Origin of the sequence: Collinsella sp. OF02-10, from assembly GCF_003463445.1 — a bacterium.
Classification (GTDB): Bacteria; Actinomycetota; Coriobacteriia; order Coriobacteriales; family Coriobacteriaceae; genus Collinsella.
Genome location: NZ_QSCW01000021.1, coordinates 1 through 22,662 on the forward strand (window position 1 = coordinate 1; position 22,662 = coordinate 22,662).

16 protein-coding genes and 1 tRNA gene are annotated in these 22,662 nt (G+C 58.6%); 8 read left to right on the forward strand and 9 right to left on the reverse strand.

The window, feature by feature from the left end:
• Positions 1-448 precede the first annotated feature (448 nt).
• A complete protein-coding gene (locus DXA43_RS10620; protein ID WP_117564846.1) occupies positions 449-808 on the reverse strand; it encodes a DUF3784 domain-containing protein in 360 nt (119 codons plus the stop codon).
• Positions 809-877: 69 nt separating this feature from the next.
• On the opposite strand from DXA43_RS10620, the gene DXA43_RS08850 reads away from it, so the two are divergent.
• Positions 878-1,648 (forward strand): radical SAM protein, encoded by a 771-nt coding sequence (locus DXA43_RS08850; RefSeq protein ID WP_147344749.1) that lies wholly within the window; start codon positions 878-880, stop codon positions 1,646-1,648.
• 12 nt (positions 1,649-1,660) lie between these two features.
• Positions 1,661-1,843 carry a hypothetical protein gene (locus DXA43_RS08855; protein ID WP_117564844.1) on the forward strand — a complete coding sequence of 61 codons (183 nt, stop codon included), beginning with the start codon at positions 1,661-1,663 and terminating at the stop codon, positions 1,841-1,843.
• Between the two features lie 319 nt (positions 1,844-2,162).
• Here the strand turns inward: DXA43_RS08855 and DXA43_RS08860 are convergent, their stop codons facing one another.
• A complete protein-coding gene (locus DXA43_RS08860; RefSeq protein WP_117564843.1) occupies positions 2,163-2,393 on the reverse strand; it encodes a hypothetical protein in 231 nt (76 codons plus the stop codon).
• A 769-nt stretch (positions 2,394-3,162) separates the two neighbouring features.
• Here DXA43_RS08860 and malQ point away from each other — a divergent pair.
• Entirely contained in the window at positions 3,163-4,740 is a 1,578-nt protein-coding gene (malQ, locus tag DXA43_RS08870) for a 4-alpha-glucanotransferase (protein ID WP_255413624.1), read from the forward strand.
• A 129-nt stretch (positions 4,741-4,869) separates the two neighbouring features.
• Positions 4,870-7,137, forward strand: a complete 2,268-nt coding sequence (gene glgP, locus DXA43_RS08875) for a glycogen/starch/alpha-glucan family phosphorylase (RefSeq protein ID WP_233540059.1) — start codon at positions 4,870-4,872, stop codon at positions 7,135-7,137.
• Positions 7,138-7,592: 455 nt separating this feature from the next.
• Here the strand turns inward: glgP and DXA43_RS08880 are convergent, their stop codons facing one another.
• The 5 genes from DXA43_RS08880 to DXA43_RS08900 all read right to left on the reverse strand — a co-directional run bounded on the left by DXA43_RS08880 (position 7,593) and on the right by DXA43_RS08900 (position 12,984).
• Entirely contained in the window at positions 7,593-8,792 is a 1,200-nt protein-coding gene (locus DXA43_RS08880; protein WP_117584246.1) for an ABC transporter ATP-binding protein, read from the reverse strand.
• A 68-nt stretch (positions 8,793-8,860) separates the two neighbouring features.
• Positions 8,861-9,700: a carbohydrate ABC transporter permease gene (locus DXA43_RS08885; protein WP_117584245.1), complete on the reverse strand. Its 840-nt coding sequence runs from the start codon at positions 9,698-9,700 to the stop codon at positions 8,861-8,863.
• Entirely contained in the window at positions 9,700-10,554 is an 855-nt protein-coding gene (locus tag DXA43_RS08890; RefSeq protein WP_055252174.1) for a carbohydrate ABC transporter permease, read from the reverse strand. The genes DXA43_RS08885 and DXA43_RS08890 overlap by 1 nt, the downstream gene beginning before the upstream one ends.
• Before the next feature lie 87 nt (positions 10,555-10,641).
• The gene (locus DXA43_RS08895) at positions 10,642-11,958 is read right to left on the reverse strand and encodes an ABC transporter substrate-binding protein (protein ID WP_055252173.1); all 1,317 of its coding nucleotides are present in this window, start codon (positions 11,956-11,958) and stop codon (positions 10,642-10,644) included.
• Between the two features lie 306 nt (positions 11,959-12,264).
• Positions 12,265-12,984 (reverse strand): GntR family transcriptional regulator, encoded by a 720-nt coding sequence (locus tag DXA43_RS08900; RefSeq protein WP_117638177.1) that lies wholly within the window; start codon positions 12,982-12,984, stop codon positions 12,265-12,267.
• Between the two features lie 224 nt (positions 12,985-13,208).
• On the opposite strand from DXA43_RS08900, the gene DXA43_RS08905 reads away from it, so the two are divergent.
• The 4 genes from DXA43_RS08905 to DXA43_RS08920 all read left to right on the forward strand — a co-directional run bounded on the left by DXA43_RS08905 (position 13,209) and on the right by DXA43_RS08920 (position 17,958).
• Positions 13,209-15,659: a PTS transporter subunit EIIC gene (locus DXA43_RS08905; protein ID WP_117806902.1), complete on the forward strand. Its 2,451-nt coding sequence runs from the start codon at positions 13,209-13,211 to the stop codon at positions 15,657-15,659.
• Between the two features lie 127 nt (positions 15,660-15,786).
• The gene (locus tag DXA43_RS08910; protein ID WP_117806904.1) at positions 15,787-16,800 is read left to right on the forward strand and encodes a polyprenyl synthetase family protein; all 1,014 of its coding nucleotides are present in this window, start codon (positions 15,787-15,789) and stop codon (positions 16,798-16,800) included.
• A 139-nt stretch (positions 16,801-16,939) separates the two neighbouring features.
• Entirely contained in the window at positions 16,940-17,845 is a 906-nt protein-coding gene (locus tag DXA43_RS08915; RefSeq protein ID WP_199408213.1) for a peptidoglycan-binding protein, read from the forward strand.
• 38 nt (positions 17,846-17,883) lie between these two features.
• A tRNA-Gln gene (locus DXA43_RS08920) sits at positions 17,884-17,958 on the forward strand.
• Between the two features lie 366 nt (positions 17,959-18,324).
• Here the strand turns inward: DXA43_RS08920 and DXA43_RS08925 are convergent.
• Both DXA43_RS08925 and DXA43_RS08930 read right to left on the reverse strand, forming a co-directional pair.
• The gene (locus tag DXA43_RS08925) at positions 18,325-20,499 is read right to left on the reverse strand and encodes a hypothetical protein (protein WP_158564973.1); all 2,175 of its coding nucleotides are present in this window, start codon (positions 20,497-20,499) and stop codon (positions 18,325-18,327) included.
• A gap of 182 nt (positions 20,500-20,681) precedes the next feature.
• Positions 20,682-22,571, reverse strand: coding sequence for a carbon starvation protein A (locus DXA43_RS08930; RefSeq protein WP_117806908.1), 1,890 nt, complete (start codon positions 22,569-22,571; stop codon positions 20,682-20,684).
• Positions 22,572-22,662 lie beyond the last annotated feature (91 nt).

The window sequence follows — 22,662 nt, forward strand, 5'->3', positions numbered from 1 at the left end:
CGCACGGAGAGCATTTCCCAGTTGACAAAACTATAGGAACACCCCCTTTTCCAAGGGCCCTCGTTCAAACGACTCACACGTGGCCCCCATCAGTCTCGTAGTCATCTCCAAAATGACGCGCGATACGTTCACGCCCATCGCATACGACACGAAGGATGCCGATATCCCTATGCTGGCAACAAAGGCTGCAAATCATACGACGCGAGATGGATCCCTATTCGTCACGAGAAAATCTACAAACCCACCGTTTAAGGCGGGCATGACGCACGAGAGAGCATAATTCACCGACATGAGAATCACGAAAAGCCGCGACCCTTTACAGCGAAATAACTCGTTAACCGTCTTCTTAAACATGCCAGCCCCCATCAAGCGACCTTTTATCCAAAACTGAATTAGTTCGCCGCTTAATCGCTCCCATACACTCCTTATTGTTAATCCTCGCAAAACACTATCGCGGGTTGCGATGCCCAGGATTCCGTTTCGCCTTGATATACATACGAATAGACTCCCTATTTACATAGGCAAGTGCGGCGATTATTACGGCAGCCACCATCAGACCGAAAATCGCCCTTTTGTCCGGAAAAAGGGACGAAAAAAGGAGACATATTGCGGAGAAAACTATAACCGCCCCCACCGCTCGGTTTGTGCCTAGAGACTCGGCCGTCCGCTTTTCCTCCTCTAAACGCCCTCCCGATAGCGATGACATTCCAGCAAGCAATCCCGTGAGCTTGCCTCGATACATCATTATTCCGAACACCAGCAGCAGGCATGACCCCACCATTGGAACTATAACGTCCGACATCGCCATCACTCAAGTCCACTCCTTGTCATCGAATCCTTGCGGCGGCTCAGCGCATCTGGCGTCAAATGCAACCTCGTGTCAAACGGTCTGCTCGCAAACTCAAATACTTTGCATGAGCTCGAACGCGCCGGTTTAAACGGCATACAGTTTAGCCTCGATGGCCTACGCGATTCTCACGAACATATGCGAGGACTCTCGGGATTATACGACCGGGTGCTCGACGCCATCGATATCACGCTGAACGAAGCCTCACTGCACCTTTCAATTGCCTTTTGTCCGACATCGTTCAATGTCGACGATTTCAAACCAGTTTGCACGATGCTTCGAGACAAGCTGAAATCGTCGGGTAGAACTGACCGAATTGACCTTAGAGTTCAGCCGCTCATGCTCCTCGGTAGAGCCCGAAGAAACCGCACGATTCGCCCTTCGAATAATCAATACCGTCGGCTAGTCAACACGATCAACGACCTTCGATACGATCCGGACTATCGAGGCTACTTCATGCTTGAGTGGGGCGACCCCATCGACCACTTGGTCAGATTCCCCCAGCTGCAGATGCAATTTGACCAAGTGGCCATCCACGCCAATGGCGATATCGTCGTATCCCCCTATATACCTCTCATCATTGGAAACGTTCGCAAACACAGTCTTCAGGAATACTACGATGCCGGAATGGCAACCGTTTGGGATAAACCCGTTATTACCGCGTTGGCCAATCGCATGCACTCGATTGACGAGATGGAAGAGATCTCATCGTTGATTGCAGACATCAATATGGACGGCGACCTCTATATCGACCTAATCGATGACGATCTAGGCGACCTGAGCGTCCTGTCCCAACTCTAAGGAGATGTTCCCATGTACGAGACCCCAGAAGTAGAGAAGATGGATTCCAAAACCGGCCCCATTCCCGTTGTAGTCAACTTCGCAGCCGTCGTGGATAACGTAGTTGCAGCCGTCTACGATGCCGTCGTTGCGGCCTACGCATTCTGGTACTCGGCAGATAACGACGGCACCGGGGCAAGTACGGCACAAAACTAGTCGCCAACCCATCGAGCAATCACCTCGCCTATCGCTGCATGCGATTGACTGCGCAGCCCTAGCCAACGCCCAGAGCGCCTTGAAGAGCTGCTTGTAAAATTCGCTCATTCAACAACGCGATCTCTTCACCAATCTCGGCCGGCCCGACAGAACTGCACACCAGTCGGACCGGCCAGACCCATAAAACGCTGCGTCCCGTCCACACCACACCTCACGAAACTCGCGCTGCCACCACATGGGCGATTCGCGCCTCGATGTTGCGGCGCGATACTATCACGAATAGTCCCCGTCCAACAAGGCTATCCCTTCCACAGGCGTTTCAACTGTCAGTGGTAGCATTAAACTGAACGGTGAAAAATACACTAACACTAACAGCGGAGATGACGACGTCGATGCCCTTCATGCAGCTGAGCACGTCCATCGTCGGCTTCCATCGGGGCTGTTCCGACTGGGACTCCACCTTGGATTCCAGGTCCTTCTTCTCGTCTACCGCCCGCTTGACGCGCTCCTTATAGCAGTCGAGGGTCTGCTGGGCCGTGGGGTCGGCCATCTCCGCGGCTTCGATCCAGGCCCAGTGCGCCCTGGTCCACGTCCCGAGCCTCCTTCTCTGGTCGTCTCCGCCGGGGTGGCACTGCCCATTCCTGGGCAGGTACTTGGAGAGGCGCTGCTTGACGGTAACACGGTAACCTCTCCCGGGCATCGGCGGGGGCCTGGAAGAGGTCCCTGGCGCCCTCGCACTCGCAGTCGGGGACGTGGACCTCGACGATTTCGTGCAGTGCGAGCTGCTTGGCCGAAAACTCGGCGTCGCGCTTGTCGGTCTTGCGTCGCTTGTCGGCCGCGGGCCTCTGCATCTTGGAGACCGCGCCGATGACGCAGTCCACGCCGAGGCAGCGCGGCTCCCTGCAGAAGGGAAAGCCGGTGACGCCGGACTCGTAGACTGCCCCGGGCGACTCGATAGAAAGGATCGAGTCGGCGACGGAGGCGGGGTCGTAGGAGAAGGGGCTTCCCGCCGATCTCGCCCGTGAACGGATTGAAGGCGCATCCTTTGATGCTGCGGGCGTGCACCTCAAGGCCAATAGAGGCAACATGTGGCATTGTGAGCCAGTCTCGCATTGTGGCAACCTGGCTGGCTGCCGGATTTTAATGACGACGACCATTGTCAGCCTTGGCCCACGAATCAAAAGACGATACGAAGCAGGGGCTCACATTGTTCTGCTCATATCGTCTTTATGGCGCACTACCATTCACCGAAATTCGGCAACTTTTTCATTCTCTATATACATGTTTAAACAACATGTTCTACAATAGGGACAATAGAAATGGAAACTCGGGACGAGCCGTCTATCCATCTACGGCGCAGCCCCTTATTCAAAAGGACGGTGAGTGCATCCATGGAGCGTGCAAGCGGTGTTCTGATGCCCGTTTCGTCATTGCCCGGACCATACGGAATCGGCGGCTTTGGCTGGAATGCCTACGACTTCGTCGATTTTCTCGCCTCGTGCAAACAACATTACTGGCAGATTCTGCCCCTTACGACGACCAGCTATGGCGATTCGCCCTATCAGTCGTTCTCGGCCCGCGCAGGCAACCCCAACTTTATCGACTTTACCGAGCTTATCGAGGCAGGGTATCTGGAGCAGCGCGATATCGATGGCGTGTATCTGGGATCCGACCCCAGCAATGTCGACTACGGTGCTATCTTTGGCGGCCGCCGTCAGATTCTCGACCGAGCCGCCGAGCGCTTTGCTGCCGACAAGCCGGCCGATTTCGATGACTTTATCCAGGCCAACGAGGACTGGCTCATCCCCTACTGTGAGTTCATGACCGTCAAAGAGGAGTGCGGTCTCAAGGCGTTTTGGGAGTGGCCCGCGGAGCTCCGCACCCGCGGCGAGGCTTCCGCCAAGGTCTGCGCCGACCATCCGGCGCGTATGCTCTACCACCAGATGACGCAGTACTTCTTCGATCGCCAGTGGAGCCGCCTCAAGGCCTATGCCAACGAGCGCGACATTCTCATCATCGGCGACCTGCCCATCTATGTCTCGCGTGACTCCGTCGAGATGTGGGCGACGCCTGAGCTCTTTAAGATCGACGCCGCCGGCAATCCGGTGAGCGTCGCCGGCACGCCGCCCGACCAGTTCTCGGCCACCGGCCAGTACTGGGGCAACCCCATCTACGACTGGGACGCCATGGAGTCCGACGGCTTCTCCTGGTGGGAGGGCCGCATTCGCGCCGCCCTCGACATGTACGACGTCATCCGCCTGGATCACTTCCGCGGCTTCGAGGCCTATTGGGAGGTGCCGTTCTCCTCACCCGATTCGTCCTACGGTTCGTGGACGCAGGGTCCCGGCCTCAAGTTCTTCAAGACGCTCGAGGAAAAGCTCGGCACGCTGCCCATCATCGCCGAGGACCTGGGCTTCCTCACCCCCGGCGTCATCGACATGCGCGACAACTCGGGCTTCCCCGGCATGAAGATCCTGCAGTTTGCCTTTGAGGGCACCAACTCGTACTACCTGCCGCATAACTACATCGCCAACACCGTCGCCTATGTGGGCACCCACGACAACGAGACGGCGCGCGGTTGGTTTGAGGGAACGGCTACCCCGCGTCAGCGCGAGCAGGCAGCCCTGTACACCCATCAGCAGGCCGGCGAACCCATGGCAGATGCACTCAATCGCACCATCGCCGCCAGCGTGAGCGACACGTGCATCTACACCATGCAGGACCTGCTCAACTTGGGCAACGAGGCGCGCATCAACACCCCTGCCACGTTGGGCGGCAACTGGACCTGGCGCATGCTCGACGGCGCCATCACCCGCGAGCTCGAGCACAAACTCACCGACTGGACCGAGACCTACTTCCGCATCCCGTCGGAAGCCGAAATCGAGCTTCCTCAATAGGAGCTACCGCGCCCGACCCCTCCCCACCGTGCGGACGCGCTTGCTTTTTCCCGCGCGAGGCCACCCCAATCCCCTCGCGCGGGCTTCTTATGAATTGCAGACATGAAACAACCCATCACAGGAGAAAACATGCCCCAAATTAACCTCATGGAACTCGCCGAGCAGTCTTTTGGCACCTCGCTCGAGCAGCTCGACGACCGTCGCATTTACAAGCTGCTGGTCAAACTCGTGCAGGAGCGCTCCGCCGCCTGCCCGCTCAACAACGGCAAGAAAAAGCTCTATTACATTTCCGCCGAATTTTTGATCGGCAAGCTGCTCATCAACAACATGATCGACCTCGGCATCTACGATGAGGTTAAGGACCAGCTCACCGCCGCAAGCCACGACCTCAACAAGATCGAGGAGTTCGAGGTCGAGCCGTCGCTCGGCAACGGCGGCCTGGGCCGCCTGGCCGCATGCTTCCTGGATTCCATCGCCACGCTGGGCTTGACCGGCGATGGCGTGGGCCTCAACTATCACTACGGCCTGTTCCGTCAGCGCTTTGTCGACAACCAGCAGAAGGCCGTCCCCGACGAGTGGCTCGGTGAGCAGGACATCCTAGTCGACGACGGCCGCTCCTACACCGTCGAGTTCGGCGATTTTGCCGTTACCTCCAAGCTCGTCAACATCGACGTGCCCGGTTACGGCCAGCCCACCAAGAACCGTCTGCGCCTGTTCGACCTGGCGAGCGTCGACGACGGCCTGGTCCCCGGCAGCTCCATCGACTTCGACAAGACCGAGATCGCCAAGAACCTCACCTTGTTCCTCTACCCCGACGATTCCGACGAGCAGGGCCGCCTGCTTCGCATCTATCAGGAGTACTTCATGGTGAGCAACGCCGCCCAGCTCCTGATCGACGAGGCCGTCGAGCGCGGCAGCAACCTGCACGATCTGGCCGACTACGCCGTGGTCCAAATTAACGACACGCACCCCACCATGGTCATCCCCGAGCTCATTCGCTTGCTCACCACCGAGCATGGCATCGAGTTTGACGAGGCCGTGACCATCGTACGCTCCATGGTCGCCTACACTAACCACACGATCCTTGCCGAGGCGCTCGAGAAGTGGCCGCTCGCCAGCCTGCAGAAGGTCTCCCCTGCCATCGCCGACATTATCGTCAAGCTCGATGAGATCGCGAAAGCCGAGCACGATGACCCGCGCGTCGCCATCATCGACGAGCACGACACCGTCCACATGGCCCACATGGACATCCACTTTGGCTTCTCCATCAACGGCGTAGCCGCCCTCCACACCAAGATCCTGGAGGACACCGAGCTTCATCCGTTCTACGAGATCTATCCCGAGAAGTTCTCCAACAAGACCAACGGCATCACCTTCCGCCGCTGGATCCATGGAGCCAACCCCGCGCTCGCCAGCCTGCTCGACGATGTAATCGGCACCGACTGGCGCAGCACCGGCGATCTGAACAAACTCGCCAAGTTCGCCGACGACAAGGACGTTCTTGAGCGCCTGGCCGCCACCAAGGTCGAGGCCAAGGCCATCATGCGCCAGTTCATGGCGCTCGAGCAGGGCGTGACCATTCCCTCCAACGCCATCATCGACGTCCAGGTCAAGCGCATCCACGAGTACAAGCGTCAGCAGATGCTCGCGCTCTACATCATCTGGAAGTACTTCGATATCAAGAACGGCAACAGGCCTAAGCACCCTGTCACCATCATCTTTGGCGGCAAGGCGGCGCCTGCCTACACTATCGCGCAGGACATCATCCATCTGATCCTGACGCTGTCGCAGTGGATTGCAAACGACCCCGACGTGGCTCCCTACCTGCAGGTTGTCATGATCGAGAACTACAACGTCACCGCCGCCGAGCGCGTGATCCCCGCCGCTGACATCTCCGAGCAGATCAGCCTGGCCTCCAAGGAGGCGAGCGGCACCTCCAACATGAAGTTCATGCTCAACGGCGCCCTAACCCTGTGCACGCTCGACGGTGCCAACGTGGAGATTGCCGAGCTCGTGGGCGACGAGAACATCTATACCTTTGGTGCCTCGTCCAAACAGGTCGAGCAGCTCTACGCCGACGGCACCTACAACGCCGGTGCGCTCTACCGCAAGCCCGGCATTAAACTGCTGGTGGACTTCATCACCAACCCGGCCTTTATGGCAACCGGCAACGCCGAGCGCCTGCAGCGCCTGCACGACGACATTAAGGGCAAGGACTGGTTTATGGCCCTGCTCGACATTGAGGAGTACATCCAGGCCAAGGAGCGCGTGCTGGCCGACTACGAGGACCAGGACGCCTGGATGCGCAAGGCGCTCATCAATATCGCCAACGCCGGCGCCTTCTCGTCCGACCGTACGATCTCCCAGTACAACGACGAGATCTGGCACCTGAGCTAATTCGGTTTCATCGCCCATCCTCTTGAAAACGGAGCCACGGCAACGCGGCTCCGTTTTTTGTGCCCGCACGTTACCCTGTGATCCGACTCGGCCAAACAATCTCGATCCATAACAACTACTCAACCAAAACGGTCCCAGCTGTTACAGATTGAGACATACCGGCCCCTCCCCTTGGGTTTATCTCAATCTGTAACATCTAGCAGGTGAAATTCGCCTTTGGTGTTACAGATTTAGATGAAATGGTTAGCTCAGCGGAACCGCCTCGATCTGTAACATCTAACGTCCGAAATCGGCCCTATCCGTTACAGATCGAGACAAACGACCGGTCAGACAGTCCCAACACAAAGAAAGGCTCCCCTCTCGCCCAGTGGACGGGAGGGGAGCCTTATATGTGACCGCGGCAAAAGGATGGCAAAGCCGCAGTCGCCCAAAGGGAGGGCCTGGATGCACCGGGCCTAGATAAGGTTCTTGCCAGACACCTTATCGAAGAGGTGGGTCGCGTTCTTCTCGAACTTGAACCAGATGGGGTCGCCAGCCTTGAGCGCGCCCTTGGCCTCGAGGTCGACGACGGGGATAATCAGGACAAACTGGCCGTCGGGAGCGGTCACGTGGACATGCTCGGTCGAGCCCATGAGCTCGGTCACCTCGACGGTGCCCTGGAGCGCACCCTCCTCGCCCTTGTCGGCAAGCAGGATCTGCTCGGGGCGCACGCCGGCCGTAATCTCCTTCACGTCGCCGCCGTCCCAGTTGAGGGCAAGCTGAGCGCAAGTCTCCGGGGCGAGCGCCACGTTCATATCCTCGGTCTTGACAGTAAAGCCGTTGCCCGAGCGCACCAGCTGGGCATCGAAGAAGTTCATCTGCGGCACGCCGATGAAGCCGGCGACGAAGATGTTCGCGGGATGGTTGAAGACCTCCTGCGGCGTGGCGATCTGCTGGACGACGCCGTCCTTCATGACCACGATGCGGTCGCCGAGGGTCATAGCCTCGGTCTGGTCGTGGGTAACGTAGATGAAGGTGCCCTTGATCTCGTGGCGCAGCTTGATGAGCTCGGCGCGCATCTGGTTACGAAGCTTGGCATCCAGGTTGGACAGCGGCTCGTCCATCAGGAAGACCTTGGGGTCACGCACGATGGCGCGGCCGATGGCGACGCGCTGGCGCTGGCCGCCAGAGAGCGCCTTGGGCTTACGGTCGAGGTACTCGGTAATACCCAGGATCTCGGCAGCGGAGCGAACCTTGCGGTCGATCTCGTCCTTGGGGACCTTCTTGAGTTCGAGCGTAAACGCCATGTTCTCGTACACCGTCATATTGGGGTACAGAGCATAACTCTGGAACACCATGGCGATGTCGCGGTCCTTGGGCGCCACGTCGTTGACGCGCTTGCCATCGATGAACACATCGCCGGAGGTGATGTCCTCCAGGCCGGCGACCATGCGCATCGTCGTGGACTTACCGCAGCCAGAAGGGCCAACGAGGACGATGAACTCCTGGTCGTGAACGGTGAGGTTGAAGTCCTCTACAGCGAGCACACCGTCCTCGGTAACCTTGAGGTTGTGCTTCTTCTCCTCGGTCTTCTTCTTTTTGCCAAAGAAGCCCTTCTTTTTTGACTCGTTGTTGGGATACACCTTCTGAACATGTTTGAGAACGATCTCGGCCATGTCTTTACCTTTCGATACGCGGCGCCGCGCTGAGAGGCGCCGCCAAAACTTGCAAAACAGTTACGGCATCAGCCCTTGACGGCACCTGCCACCACACCGTCGATGATGTACTTCTGGCAGAAGATGTACATGATGACGATGGGGATGACGACCATCATGATGCACGCCATCATGGGACCGAGCTCGACGTGGCCATAGCCGCCACGGAAGTACTGGATCAAGATAGGAATGGTCTTGTACTTGGTGGAGTCGAGCGTAAGGTAGGGCAGCAGATAGTCGTTCCAGACCCACATGGTCTCAAGGATGCCGACCGAAAGATAGGTGGGCTTCATAATGGGAAGGACGATCTTAAAGAACACTTGGACCGGGTTGCAGCCGTCGATCATGGCCGCTTCCTCAATCTCGAGCGGGATGTTCTTGACGAAGCCGGCGAACATAAAGACCGCGAGGCCCGCGCCAAAACCAAGGTAGATGAAGCAGATGTTAAACGGCGTGTTAAAGCCGATGCGGTCCGCGAGGTTGGACAGCGTGAACATGAGCATCTGGAACGGTACGACCATCGAGAAGACGAACAGGTAATAGAAGAAGTTCGAGATCTTGCTGTTGACGCGCACCACGTACCAAGCGCACATGGAGCAGCACACCAGAATCAGCACGACCGACGTGACCGTGATGATAAGCGAGTACATAAACGCCGAGGCAAAGCCCTGCTCGTTCAGAGCGTGCACGTAGTTTGCGAGGCCGTTGAACGTCTCGGGCGTGAGCAGATCGAACGCCGTGGTGGTGCTGATTGCGGTCGCTTTCTTAAAGGAATTGAGCGCAATCATGAACACGGGGTAGATCCATGCGAGCGACAGGATCGTAAAGAAGATCGAGAGCGCGCGGTTGATAGCCTTATCGCGTTTCATTACTGCTGCACCTCCTTGGACCTCGTGGCCTTAAGCTGGATCATAGAAATAGCGACAACCAGGATGCAGAAGATAACTGCCTTGGCCTGACCGATGCCCTGCCATGCGATGCCAGCACGCGAATAGAACGTGTTGTAGATGTTCAGGGCGAGCATCTCGGTGGAGTGCGCCGGGGCGCCACCGGTAAGGGCAAGGTTCTGGTCGAACAGCTTAAAGCCGTTGGTGATGGACAGGAACAAGCAGATGGTGATGGTCGGCATCAGGTTGGGGATCTTAACCTTCCAAAACGTCTGCCATGCCGTAGCGCCATCGACCTTGGCGGCCTCAATGTAGTCAGACGGGATGGACTGCAGACCGGCGATGTAGATGATCATCATGTAGCCGACCTGTTGCCACAGGGTCAGGATGATAAGGCCCCAGAAGCCAGCGGCGGAGTTGAGGGCGATAAGCTGGGCACCCACGTTGGAGAGCAGGCAGTTGATCAGAATCTGCCAAATGTAACCCAGTACAATGCCGCCAATCAGGTTAGGCATAAAGAAAATCGTACGGAAGATGTTGGTGCCCTTGAGCGCCTTGCGAGTGAGCGCCTGCGCAATGGCCAGCGCGATCACGTTGATGAGCACCGTCGACAGGAAGGCAAACGCCACCGTAAAGAAGAACGACGTGGAGAACTGCGGATCGGACAGCGCGCGCACGTAGTTCTCGATACCGACAAAGTGCGCGTTATTGATGGTAATAAACTGGCAGAACGAGAGATAGAAACCCTGGATAAAGGGAATCACGAACCCGATCATAAACGCCAGGCACGTGGGCAGCATAAAGAGCGGCCACCAGCGTTTGAGTGCTTTGCCCATAGAAGGGTCCTTTCAATATGCAGGGGGCGGGCAAACCTACGTCTGCCCGCCCCCTGTCGCTAATCAGATAGCTTGGGCAGCAACTGCTTACTCGGAAGCAGCCTTCTCGGTCTTCCAGCCATCGACGAAGGCGTTCTTGACGCCGTCCCACTTGGTGTTGTCGGCAGCATAAGCGATGAGAGCCTGCTTGAGGTTCTTCTTCCACTCCTCAGAGGGGATGTAAACGAAGTCCCAAGCAACGGTCTTCTTGCCGTCCTTGGCCATAGCAACGGCCTGCTGCGAGAAGACGTTGGTGGTCTCCTTAGCGCTCTTGAACGGGGCGGTCAGACCCATCTTGTCAGCGATGATGCTGGTGGCGGTGTCAGAAGTGACGCACCAATACATGAAGTCCTCGGTGGCCTTCTGGGCATCCTCGGAAGCCTGGGAGCTGACGCACCAGTAGTTCTCGCCGCCGGAGCACAGGCCCTGGTTCTCCTCGCCGTCGACGCCGATGTAGATCGGCAGCATGCCGAGCTGGTCGTCGGTCATACCGGCCTTGGTGAGGTCGGCGTAGGCCCAAGAGCCGTTCTGGTAGAAAACGGCCTTACCGGTTGCGAACTCGTTGGTGGCGTCGTCACCGGTCTTGGAGGCAAGCTGCGAAGGATCGCAGGTGGAGTCGGTGATATACAGGTCGAAGATCTGCTTAAAGTTGTCGAGATACTCGCCCTTGATCTCGTCGTCCTCCTGGTTGTGCTCCTTCTCGAACTCGTAGTAGAGCGGGAGGTTGGCGAGGTGGGTGGTGTAGCGCCAGCTGGAGGAGTCATCCATGCCGGCGGAAGTGAAGGCACCGTCAACGCCGAGCTCGTCCTTGCGGGCCTGGATGTCATCGGCGCAAGCCTTCAGCTTGTCGAAGGAGTTGATGTCCTCGGCCTTGTAGCCGGCCTTCTCGAGGAGCTCCTTGTTGTAGATGATGCCGTAGCTCTCCTGAACCCAGTCGATACCCAGATCCTTGCCGTCGGACTGCAGCGCCAGGGAGTCGTCGATGAGCTCGCCGCGGAGCTTGGTGTCGGAAAGATCGGCGCAGTAGTCCTTCCAGTTCTTAAGGCCGGTGGGGCCGTTGACCTGGAACAGCGTCGGAGCGGAGCTCTTGGACATCTCGGACTTGAGCTTCTCCTCGTAGGTGTTGGAGGCGGCGGTCACGATCTTGACCTCGACGCCCTTCTCCTTCTTGTACGCCTTGGCGATCTCCTTCCACTCCTTGTCGACCTCGGGCTTGAACTGGAGGAAGTAGACCTCGGCAGCGTCACCAGAAGCAGAGGAGCCAGAGCCGGCAGAACCACCGCAGCCCACGAGGCCCAGACCAAGAACCGCAGCCGCGGAACCAGCAAAGCCCAGGAACTGCCTTCTGCTCATTTCGTTCTTCATTACAATCCACCCTTTCACACCGTGGCGGCACCCTTTGCCGCCGCCTTCGGAGATTGGCTCGGGGACTTTGCCCCTTTTGCTGACTTGTACAATACGCTATTTGGCTAGTTGTTTGAACAAGTATTACTAGAGCGGTAGAAAAACTTCCGTGAACGGTAATTTCGACTTGATACTTGACAAGTTTTGTATAAACAATTATTTGTTATCGAATGCAGAGAAAACGCCCGATCAAGCCGATGCATCGTCGGTTTGACCGGGCGTTTTCGCTTTGAGGGCATGAGTCTCGTCAGGCTGCGAGCTAGCCGGCTATCGCTTGGAATTGACGCGGTAATGGAAGATCTCGGGGTGTGTGCGGGCATGCGTGACCTCGAACAAGATGCCGTCCGAGGTGTACGACTGGCTCTCCATAACGGCGACGCAGTTGTACTTGCCAAGGTCCAGATAGCTGCAATCCTCATCGTTGGCGAGCTCGACACTCACCGTACGGCGGCTCGCCATCACTTTGATGCCGCGCTTGTGCTCCAGATAGCCGTAGATAGAATCCGCCGCGATCTCGGGGGTCAGGCCCTTGGCGATCGACGCCAAAAAGTAGCCGTGGTCCACCTGGCGCGCGCTGCCGTTGAGGCTTCGGACACGCACGACGCGAATCAGCTCCTCGCCCACCTTAAAGCCCAGGCGACGAGAGAGTTGCTCAGTGCAAATCAAATGTTCAAAAGACTTGACCTCGGTCGATGCGACGGCATTGTTGCGTTTTGCGAACTCGCCAAACGACTCAACCTCTTCGAGTGCGCCCAGCATATCGGTTTCGCCCTTAAGCCAAATAACGCGCACGCCCTTGCCGTGTATAGGCTGCACAAACATCTGGTCGGCCAGCATGCTCAAGGCGCGTCGAACGGTATTGCGCGTGCAGCCAAATTCCGCGGTCAGCTCGGCTTCGGTTGGCAGCATCTCCTGAAACGCATAGGTCCCGTTGATGATGCGCGAACGGATCTCGCGGTAGATTCCTTCGTAAATCGCTTTTGGCATGATTTCACCTCTAATGAATATGTATGGCTAGGCACGATAGCATTTCTTAAAGTTGTTTAAACCGATTATCGGTAAAGCACGGATTATTTACCGTCGACGGTTCCCCCGAAACCCAAATCGGACCGAATCAAAACCGTCAATGCGGCAAGCAGCCAGTCCTCTACAATGAGTTCATTGTTTAAACGTTCTTGCTCGCACAGCATGTTGCATCCGGAAGGCATATTATGCTGCAGAAAATCCAACGTTTTGGCGGAGCCATGTTCGCGCCCGCCATGCTGTTTTCTATATCAGGCCTCATGGTCGGCATCTCCGCCCTCGCCACGACCGTAGACATCGTCGGTGACCTCGCCGTATACGGAACCCCTTGGTACGTTTTCTGGACCATCATCCAGCGCGGCTCGTGGACGGTCTTTAAACGTCTCCCGCTCCTTTTTGCCGTAGCGCTGCCTATCGGTCTTGCCCAAAAGCAACCGGCGCGCTGCTGCCTCGAGGCACTCGTGGCCTATTTTGCCTATTGCTTCTTTTTGAGCGAGATCATTAAGCTGAGCGGCGACAACCTTGGGCTTAAGTACCCATCATCTTTGACCCCCGCCAGCGGTATCACCGTCATCGACGGCATCAAGACGCTCGACACCGGCATTATCGGCCCGCTGGCGGTGTCGGCAACCGTCGTCGCCATCCATGACCGCTTCTACGATGCCAAGGTTCCCGATTGGCTCGGCACCTTCTCGGGTTCCTCGCTGGTCTACCTCATCAGCTTTTTTGCCGTGTTTGCCCTTGCCGCCATCTCGGCCGCCATCGTGCCCTTCGCATACGCTGTGACCGAAACGCTGCGCCACGCACTTGCGGGCGTCGGCCCCTTCGGCGTGGGCATCTTTGTGTTTTTGGAGCGAGCGCTCGAGCCCATGGGGCTGCACCATCTGCTCTATATGCCCATCTATTACGACAATCTGGTCATTCACGACGGTATTTACGCCACGTGGACCAACCTGCTCCCCATTCTCTCCCATAGCACGCGCCCTTTAAATGAACTTGCGCCCTGGGCAGGTTTTACCGCCACCGGCTGGGGCAAGCTCTTTGGCCTTCCCGCCATCGCGGCAGCATTCTATTTCACCGCCAAACCCGAACGCCGCGCCGGCCTTAAGGTCATCCTTTTGCCCGCCATCGTCGCCTCGGTGGTCTGCGGCGTCACCGAGCCGCTCGAGTTTCTCTTTATGTTCACCTATCCCGGACTCTTTTTGCTCTACGCCGTCCTGTCCTCCTGCCTTGCCATGACCATGAACTTCTTTGGCATCGTCGGCATCTTCTCGGGCGGTCTCATGGAAATGACGGCCTTCAACTTCATCCCACTCATGCGAATGCATGCCGGCTCCTACCTTTTGGCGCTCGGTATCGGTCTTGCCTTTAGCCTCATCTTTTTTGTTAGTTTTCGAGCACTCATCTTGGTCTATGACCTTAAGACGCCGGGCCGCGAGAATCATGCCTCCAATCGCGCGGCAATCGATCGTTTAACGGGAAGCGGCTTTGTCAAAGAACAATCTCCCAATGGCGAGGTCAGTATTCAATCCGATCAAGATCACGTCCTCGCTGAGCGGGTAATTCAGCTTTTAGGTGGCGTTGGCAATATCGTGGGCGCAACCAACTGCGCCACGCGCCTGCGCGTCGAGGTCGTAGACCCTTCCATCGTTGCAGATAATGCGTCGTTTGTCGCGGTGGGCGCCAAGGGCCTCATCATTACGGGCAAGACCGCCCAGGTGATTATTGGCATCTCCGTTCCCCGCGTTAAAGAGCATTTTGACCAGATCATGGGCCTCGAGCCGGGATTTGTGCCCACCACCTCGGCCTCCCCTGCCGCCAGCGCAGCCCATAAGCGCGGCGATATCTGCTTCTTCGATATCGACGGAACACTCGCCTGGCAAGACCCTCGAGTGGCACAAGAGCTTCCCGAGAGCGAGCGAGACCTCTCCCCCTATCCCAATGAAGCGGTCTCGCAAGCCATCCGTGATTTTGTCGCCAAGGGCAATATGGCGTTTATCTGCACAGGGCGCACGCTGAGCTGCATCCATCCAAAGCTGCTCGAGCTGCCCTGGACCGGCATCGTCTGCCTCGCGGGTGGCTATGTCGAACTTGAGGGACACGTGATTCGCGATTTGGCGATGACGCCCGGCATGCTGCAGCGCCTTGCTCCCATTCTTGAGCAATCGGACGAAGTGATTCGTTTTGAGGGACTCAATGGCGTCGTTCGCATGAGTGCCGATGCGCCCGACGCCCCGGGATACGCCCGCACCGTGGGCGATGCAATTACGCAGCTGCAACATTACAGCGCCTACAAGATCTTAATGTCCACGTCGCTTGCCAACCGCATCGCTCAGGATCAAGCGTTTGAGCCGCTGCTCTGCTTTAACGAGCTCGAGCTCGAAGTGACCGAGATTTCGCCTCGCGAATGCACCAAGCGCGAGGGTATCCAGTCCGTACTCGACGCCCTCGATCCCCACCACGGAACCGTATACGGCATCGGCGACGCCAGCAATGACGTCTCGCTGATGAACGCCGTCGACGTTGGCATCGCCATGGGCAACGCACCGGACTTCCTCAAGGAAAAGGCCGACTATGTCACCGACAGCATCGACCACGACGGCGTCGTCACCGCGCTCGAACACTTTGGGCTTATCTAGCCAAGCCCCTACCGCACTTGCGGCCGCATGGACCAATCGTCTTCAACCGCCGCGCTCGACGCCCTAATGTGGCAATATGTTGTCTGCATAATGCAACGATGCAACCTATCAAAGAATGCGAGAACCCGTGTCCAGTCCGTTTACCAGCTTTTTAGCCCAGCACTTTGACCAGATTAACGACTATCTGGCCACGTTCTTTGACGGACAGGCGACTTCCGCCGATATCGAGCGTTACCTGTATACCCCGCTCTCGGCATTTACGGCAAACGCTGGCAAGCGCCACCGCCCGCTCATCTGCATGCTCGCCGCAACCGCAGTGGGCGGTAGCTTTGAGAGCGCCCGCAGCGCCGCGGCGGCCATCGAGCACTTTCAGTCGGGCGCACTCATCCACGACGACATCGCCGACAACGGGCAGATTCGTCGCGGCAAGCCCTGCATGCACCTTACCGAGGGTACCGGTCTTGCCATCAACTGCGGTGACCTGGCGCTCACCATGGTCACCAAGACGGTTCTCGACGACCCCACGCTCAACGCAGACGTGAAGCTTCGCGTGCTCCACGAGCTTACCGAGATGATCGTCCGTACCATCGAGGGCCAGGCGCTCGACCTGGGCTGGGTCCGCGACGGGCGCTTTGACATTTCGGTCGACGATTATCTGGACATGGCGACGCACAAGACCGCGTACTACAGCGGAGCCACGCCGCTTGCCGCCGGAGCCATTATCGGCGGCGGCAGCGAAGAGCAGGTCGAGGCGCTACGCGCCTTTGGCCTGCACACCGGCCTTGCCTTTCAGATTCAGGACGACCTGCTCAACTTGGTCGGCACCAAAGAGGCCGCCAACAAGGACTTCCGCACCGACATCACCGAGGGTAAACGCACGCTCGTTGCCGTGCACGCCCTGTCTGATGAGCGCCATCACGACGAGGTCGAGGCAATCCTTTCCTCGGGCACCGAGGACCCCGCGCAGCTCGCGCGCGCCGTGGAGATCTTCCAGCAGACCGGCTCCATCGAATATGCTCACGCCTACGCGCTGGACCTGACCGCAAAAGCCAAGGCTGCCATCGAGAACGTTGAGCTCGACCCGCATGCGCGCGAGCTCTTCCTCTCAATGGCAGATTTCTTTGTGGAGCGTCTTAACTAGCGGGGGTCATAAAACCTGTGGGCAGCGAGTTTGGGTACAAGTTGCTACACTATTGAGTGCATGTTTATAAATTGTCTCGCGTTGTCTATCCGACACACGCTCAAAATAGTACGAATGGTACGCCGAAAGGGGTTCGTTCATGGAACCTATTACCACGGGCATGCAGGGAGCAGCCGTCGAGGATGTTCAGTCCCGCCTTCTGCAGCTCGGTTACACCATCGATGCCGACGAGGTCGCCGACAAGCGCTTTGGCACCACCACCGAGCAGGCCGTTGGCACGTTTAGGCTCGATAGCGGCCTTGCGGCCGGTTATGCTGTCGATATCCCCTGCTGGAGCGCCCTTGTAGACGCTTCATACAAGTTGGGCGATCGCACGCTCTACCTTCGCATGCCCAATTTTCACGGCGCCGACGTCAAGGCCCTGCAGCGCGCTCTCAACGTTTTGGGCTTTGCCTGTGGCGAAGACGACGGCTACTTTGGTCCGCATACCGAGGCCGCCCTGCAGCAGTTCCAGGAAAATGTCGGCCTGTTTGCCGACGGCATGGCCTTCCAGGACACCTACGCCTACATCAACCGCCTGCACCATGTGTGGGAGGGCAAGCCCTCGGTCACCGAAGCCGAGTCTCGCATCGGTTTTGCGCGCGCCGCCAACGTGCTCGAGCGTTTCCAGATTGCCGTCATCGGCGAGGACCCTATCGCGCGCAGCGTAGCATCGCGCATGTGGAACATCGCCACGGCGACGACCGACAGCAGCGGCATGATGCTTTGCGATTCCGAGGTTCCGACCGATGTCGACCTGGTGCTCGAGATCGCAAGCGACGAGTTGCCTGCAGACGCCGCCCCGCGCGCCACGATCGCCCTCGCCGAGTGCCACAACCTGGCCCAGCGCATCCGTACCGCCAATGTCGCCGCACAGCAAAAGCCGGCACGAATTCGCATCGAGCTCACCGGCATGACGCGTTACAACGGCACCTTTACCGCAAGCGACGCGCAGACCCTCGCCGTCCGCCTTCTCGATGGCGTTTGCGATGCCCTCGCAGATTAGGTAAACTAGACGAGTTGCTTTTGGGCAACACCAAACATTGGGACGTAGTTCAACGGTAGAACTCCGGTTTTTGGTGCCGGCTGTTGGGGGTTCGAATCCCTCCGTCCCAGCCATTAAAAATGAGCGCCCTGAGCCCATAACGGCCCAGGGCGCTTTCTTGTGGGCAAGCGGAGAGATTCGAACCCGCAAGGGTGCGGAGCTGAGGAAACGCGAAGCGTTTTCTAGCGCAGCACGCAAGGAGCGAAGCGACACAGCGGGGCGCGGCCGCCGAAAAGGCGGACGCGGAATCCCACCGTCCCACATCAGCCCAGTTCCGAAAAGCGAGCCGCCATCTACAAAGTGCCGTGTGGCCCCGGCCGGCCGGGCATTAAGTTTGTCGCGAGTTCCGCACGCAAAGAAGGCCACTTAATGTGGCCTTCGTCTTGCGCAGGACTGTAGAGCAGCAAACTTAATGCCCGGCCCGCCGGGGCCACACGTCCCTAATTGTTGAGCATGCGGTCGAAGCTTCCTGAGTCGCCATCCCGATAGTCGGCGGTCATCAGAATCTCCTGCGGAATGCGCCCGCCCTCGCGCAGCACATTGCGGAACTGCACGCGCGTGACCATGGGCAGATCCTTGATCGTCGCCGCCAAGTTCTGCGGCACGCCCTGGTTGGCAGCCGCGGGCTCGCACTCGCCGCCGGCCTTCACGCGACGCTTATGCTCGGCGAGCATGGCGCGGTACATGCCGGCATGCAGGCGAATCTCAACCACATTGGCATTGCGAGCCTGCTCGACGATGCGCGCGCCCTCGCGGTCGATATCGCCCACGTAGTAGACGTAGTTAAAGCGATAGCCGATCTCAGCCAGATAATCGTCCAGGGCATGCGAGACGCTCGCCTTGCATCCGCCGCCAAAAATCACGCCGCCCACCTTGATGCCAAAGAGCTTGGCGTGCTTGCGGCCACGCAGCAGCCTGACGATCTCGTCGTAGGTGTCCAGGTTCTCGACCATAATGAACGGCTTATCGGCGCCCAGCGTAAAGAAACCCGTAAAGTGAACGGGGCGGTTGGGGGCGACCTTAATCGCCTGCATGCTGATGCCCTTTTCGGTCATACGCCGAATTAGGCGCTCGCCGTGCTTGCCGTCAAAGGCCTTCTCATCGTTAAAAATCTGGTAGGCACGCTGGCGGCGCGAGGCAACCGGCGTATCGGCACCTCGGTTTTGCTCGATCCAAGCCTGGATGATTGCGATTTCCTCGGCAATCTTGCGGTTGGACATCTCGTTGTGCTGAGTGCGCTGCGGCGCCTTTTTGCCGTCCTTGCCCTCGACCTTAACAATTTGAGTCTGCTGCTCCTTGATCTTAGAGAGCGCCGTAGGCGTAGGGACAACTTTGAGCAGCTGCCTGCCCAAAACGCGGGCAAGGGCAAACGCCGATACCTCGCCGTGGACGGCCGACTCGGGCTGCTGGGTAGCACTATCAGCCGCGGCAGGCTCAGCCTGTGCATGAGGCTTACGCTTGGAATCTGCCCGGGTATTACGTTCCTGCTTGGGCGCAGACGAGCGCTTTTGCGGACGATCGGACTTGGCCTCCTTCGCCGGCTGGCGCTTGACCTGATCCACCGGAGTCTCGGCCTTCTCATCTCCGTTTTGTGTCGCTGTCTTCTCGGCCGCGGCCTCGGCATTTGAGCCACGACCGCCGCGGTGACGACGACGGCGGGGCTTGCCTGAGGCGCTCTCCCCAGCCTGCTTATCAGCGGTCTGTTGAGCTTTGACCTCAGTGTCAGCCGCAGGCTGCGACTCGGAAGGTTGCTGCTCGCGAGCCGCCGGCTCAACGGCCTTCTCGTCCTGGGTGGTCGAAACCGACTCGCCCTTCTCCTGACGCTTTACGGGATACGCGCGTCCCGCAAAACCGCGGCCGGGACGACACGAACCCGGAGCCTTCTTGGCAGACTCCTCAACATCGTCTGCAACCTCAGAAGACTCTTCGACCTCACGCGCGGCACCCTGCTGTGCAGCCTTAAAGTGAGCACCGCGGCGGCGCTTGGGCTCTTGGGCCTCCACGGGCTTTTGCTCCTTCGTGGGCTTCTGCGACTCGGCAGCAACCTCGGTCTCAACAGCCTCGGCATCCGTCTCGCCCTTTCGAGCAACGGCGCGACGGAAGCGCTCCTGCTGGGCGCGGCGCTGTGCATCGCGCTTGCCGCCCCCGCCAAAACCGCCGCGTCCTGCCTTGGCCGTAAAGGCACGCACAACGTTCTCATCGAGCAACTCATCGGTATCGACATGCTCACGCGGAGCAGCTTCTTCCACAGCAGGCACGTCAGCGAAATCCTCGACGACAAAATCTTCGACGGACTCGGCAGGCTGCCCCTGGGCATCGCGGATCTCGGCATTGATGGTATAGAACGCCGGGCGCCCGTTAATGCCGCTGCCCTCGATCTTGGTAACGATCTTTGCCGCGATGAGTTCGTCGCGCATCGCCTTGGTGTCGCATTCCTTATCGACGGAACGGAAAATCTGCGCCAGCGCGCTCGACTTGATCTTGAGCGCCTTGCGGCAGAGCAGGTCGTAGGCAACCAGCTTGGCGCGCTCGGCAGAAAGCGACGTCTGGCTGCTCAGGCGCTCAGCCAAAGCATCGACATTGTTTTGGTTATCGGAATATACCGTCTTGGCCACGGGGCCCCTTTCATATGCACACATATACGTCTATATGGTACAACGCGCGAGCCTATCCACGCAAAACATCTGCGAGGACGCCCTTGCATCACCCGTTCTCGCAAGAAAAAGACCGAGTCCGCATCGTTGCGGACCCGGTCTTTCCGAGTCATATGGATGGAACGGTCACTCCATCAAGTCGACTAGGCCTTGACAGCCTCGGCGTCGGCGGGAGCCTCCGCAGCAGCGGCGCGACCGTACTCAGCCTTGCCCATCTCGGACCACTCGGGCTCCTCGTCGGGCATGGAGCCGGCCTCTTTGCCGAAGAACTCCTTGAGGCAGTTGACGGCAACGATGAGGCCCAGGACCATCAGCAGGACAGCGAAGACGAGCTGCAGGCCCTTAGTGGCAGCGACGGAGACGGCAGCCGTGGTGGCGGTAGCCGGGATGGTGCCAAAGAAGCCATAAGCCTGGACGGCGGTCATGCAGCCCATGGCGCTCTGGACCAGCGAGGTGAATGTGCAGCAGAGCAGGAAGGCGACGGGCACGTAGAGCATCCAGCCCTTGCGACCGGTGCACTTGCAGAACACGGCGAGGGTGATCATGGTCATGCCGCCGAGCAGCTGGTTGGAAGCACCAAAGAGCGGCCAGATGTTGGCATAGCCACCAAAAGCGAGGGCGAGACCGGGAAGCAGGGTGACGACCGTGGCAAACCAGGGGTTGCCGAGGACCTTCATATAGCCGGCCTTGGACTCGATGGCCAGAGCATCGTTGGTCTGGGCAAAGAACTCGGAGAACGAGGTGCGGGCGATGCGGGCGACGGCGTCGAGCGAGGTCAGGGCCAGAGCGGAGACGTTCATGGTCATGAAGACGGTAGCGAGCGTGCCGTCAACACCGAAGGCCTGCATACCGCGGGAGATGCCAGCGGCGAAGATCTGGAACGGGGTGGAAGCGACACCAGCGTTGAGGGCGCCGGTACCGGCGGTGTTCATATCGGAGAACATGATGCCGGCGACGATGATGGCAAGGATGCCGACGAAGGACTCGACGATCATTGCGCCGTAACCGACCTTGACGGCGTCCTGCTCCTTCTCGACCTGCTTGGAAGAGGTGCCGGAAGAAACGAGGCTGTGGAAACCGGAGAGAGCACCGCAAGCGACGGAGACGAACAGGACCGGGAACATCATGCCGGAGGCAGTGGAGAAGCCAGTGAAGACCGGAGCGGTGATGGTGGCCTGACCGTTGACGCCCAGGACGACGATGCCGAGGACAGCGCAGGCGATCATGACGATCATCATGATGGAAGTGAGGTAGTCACGCGGGGTCTTGAGCATCTGGATGGGCATAGCGCCAGCAAAGACCAGGTAGACCATGACGACGGCGAACCACTGGAACTTGTCCAGGTAGACCGGGAACTGCATGCCGACGGCAAACATGAGAACCATGAGCACCACGCCAGTGACAAACTCGGCAGCGCCGGTGAGGTTGAACTTCTTCTGGGCCCAACCAAAGGCGATAGCGACGAAGGTGAACAGGATGGAGATGGTACCAGCGCAGCCGGCGGCATAGGACTTGGTGAAGTCGATGGCACCGGTAGCAGCACCAGAAGCGTCAACGGCCGGGGTGAACATGAACGTCTTGCAGACCATGTCGGTGAAGGCGGCGATGACGATGATGCAGAACAGCCAGCAGAACAGCAGGAACAGGCGACGGCCGGTCTTGCCGATGTACTTCTCGATGAGCTGAGCGAGCGACTTGCCGTTGTTCTTCATCGAAGCGTACAGAGCACCAAAGTCGTGGACGGCGCCAAAAAAGATGCCGCCGACGAGGACCCAGAGCACGACGGGCAGCCAGCCAAAGGCCATGGCGACGATCGTACCCGTGACAGGGCCAGCACCGCAGATCGAGCTGAACTGGTGCGAGAACGCGGTGAAGGCAGAGACAGGCGAGAAGCTCTTGCCGTCCTTCATGCGTTTGGCCGGCGTGAGGGCCTCTTTGTCAACACCCCACTTGTTGGCCAGCCAGCGGCCATAGCCCAGATAGCCGCAGGCGAGCACCGCCGCGGTCACAACCATGAGCAAAACTCCGTTCATGTCATTTCCTCCTCTAAAAAGAACTTCTCAGACATAAAAAATGGGGGCCGTCGGTTGCGCTCGACGGCCCTCATCTTCATCAGCCGCCCGT

Excerpts from the sequence above, each read along its gene's own strand:
- DXA43_RS08930 (WP_117806908.1), bottom strand. The coding sequence starts at position 22,571 with ATGAACGGAGTTTTGCTCATGGTTGTGACCGCGGCGGTGCTCGCCTGC.
- DXA43_RS08905 (WP_117806902.1), top strand. The coding sequence starts at position 13,209 with ATGCTGCAGAAAATCCAACGTTTTGGCGGAGCCATGTTCGCGCCCGCC.
- DXA43_RS08880 (WP_117584246.1), bottom strand. The coding sequence starts at position 8,792 with ATGGCCGAGATCGTTCTCAAACATGTTCAGAAGGTGTATCCCAACAAC.
- DXA43_RS08860 (WP_117564843.1), bottom strand. The coding sequence starts at position 2,393 with ATGGCCGACCCCACGGCCCAGCAGACCCTCGACTGCTATAAGGAGCGC.
- DXA43_RS08915 (WP_199408213.1), top strand. The coding sequence starts at position 16,940 with ATGGAACCTATTACCACGGGCATGCAGGGAGCAGCCGTCGAGGATGTT.
- DXA43_RS08890 (WP_055252174.1), bottom strand. The coding sequence starts at position 10,554 with ATGGGCAAAGCACTCAAACGCTGGTGGCCGCTCTTTATGCTGCCCACG.
- DXA43_RS08885 (WP_117584245.1), bottom strand. The coding sequence starts at position 9,700 with ATGAAACGCGATAAGGCTATCAACCGCGCGCTCTCGATCTTCTTTACG.
- DXA43_RS10620 (WP_117564846.1), bottom strand. The coding sequence starts at position 808 with ATGGCGATGTCGGACGTTATAGTTCCAATGGTGGGGTCATGCCTGCTG.
- DXA43_RS08900 (WP_117638177.1), bottom strand. The coding sequence starts at position 12,984 with ATGCCAAAAGCGATTTACGAAGGAATCTACCGCGAGATCCGTTCGCGC.
- DXA43_RS08895 (WP_055252173.1), bottom strand. The coding sequence starts at position 11,958 with ATGAAGAACGAAATGAGCAGAAGGCAGTTCCTGGGCTTTGCTGGTTCC.
- malQ (WP_255413624.1), top strand. The coding sequence starts at position 3,163 with ATGGAAACTCGGGACGAGCCGTCTATCCATCTACGGCGCAGCCCCTTA.
- DXA43_RS08855 (WP_117564844.1), top strand. The coding sequence starts at position 1,661 with ATGTACGAGACCCCAGAAGTAGAGAAGATGGATTCCAAAACCGGCCCC.
- glgP (WP_233540059.1), top strand. The coding sequence starts at position 4,870 with ATGCCCCAAATTAACCTCATGGAACTCGCCGAGCAGTCTTTTGGCACC.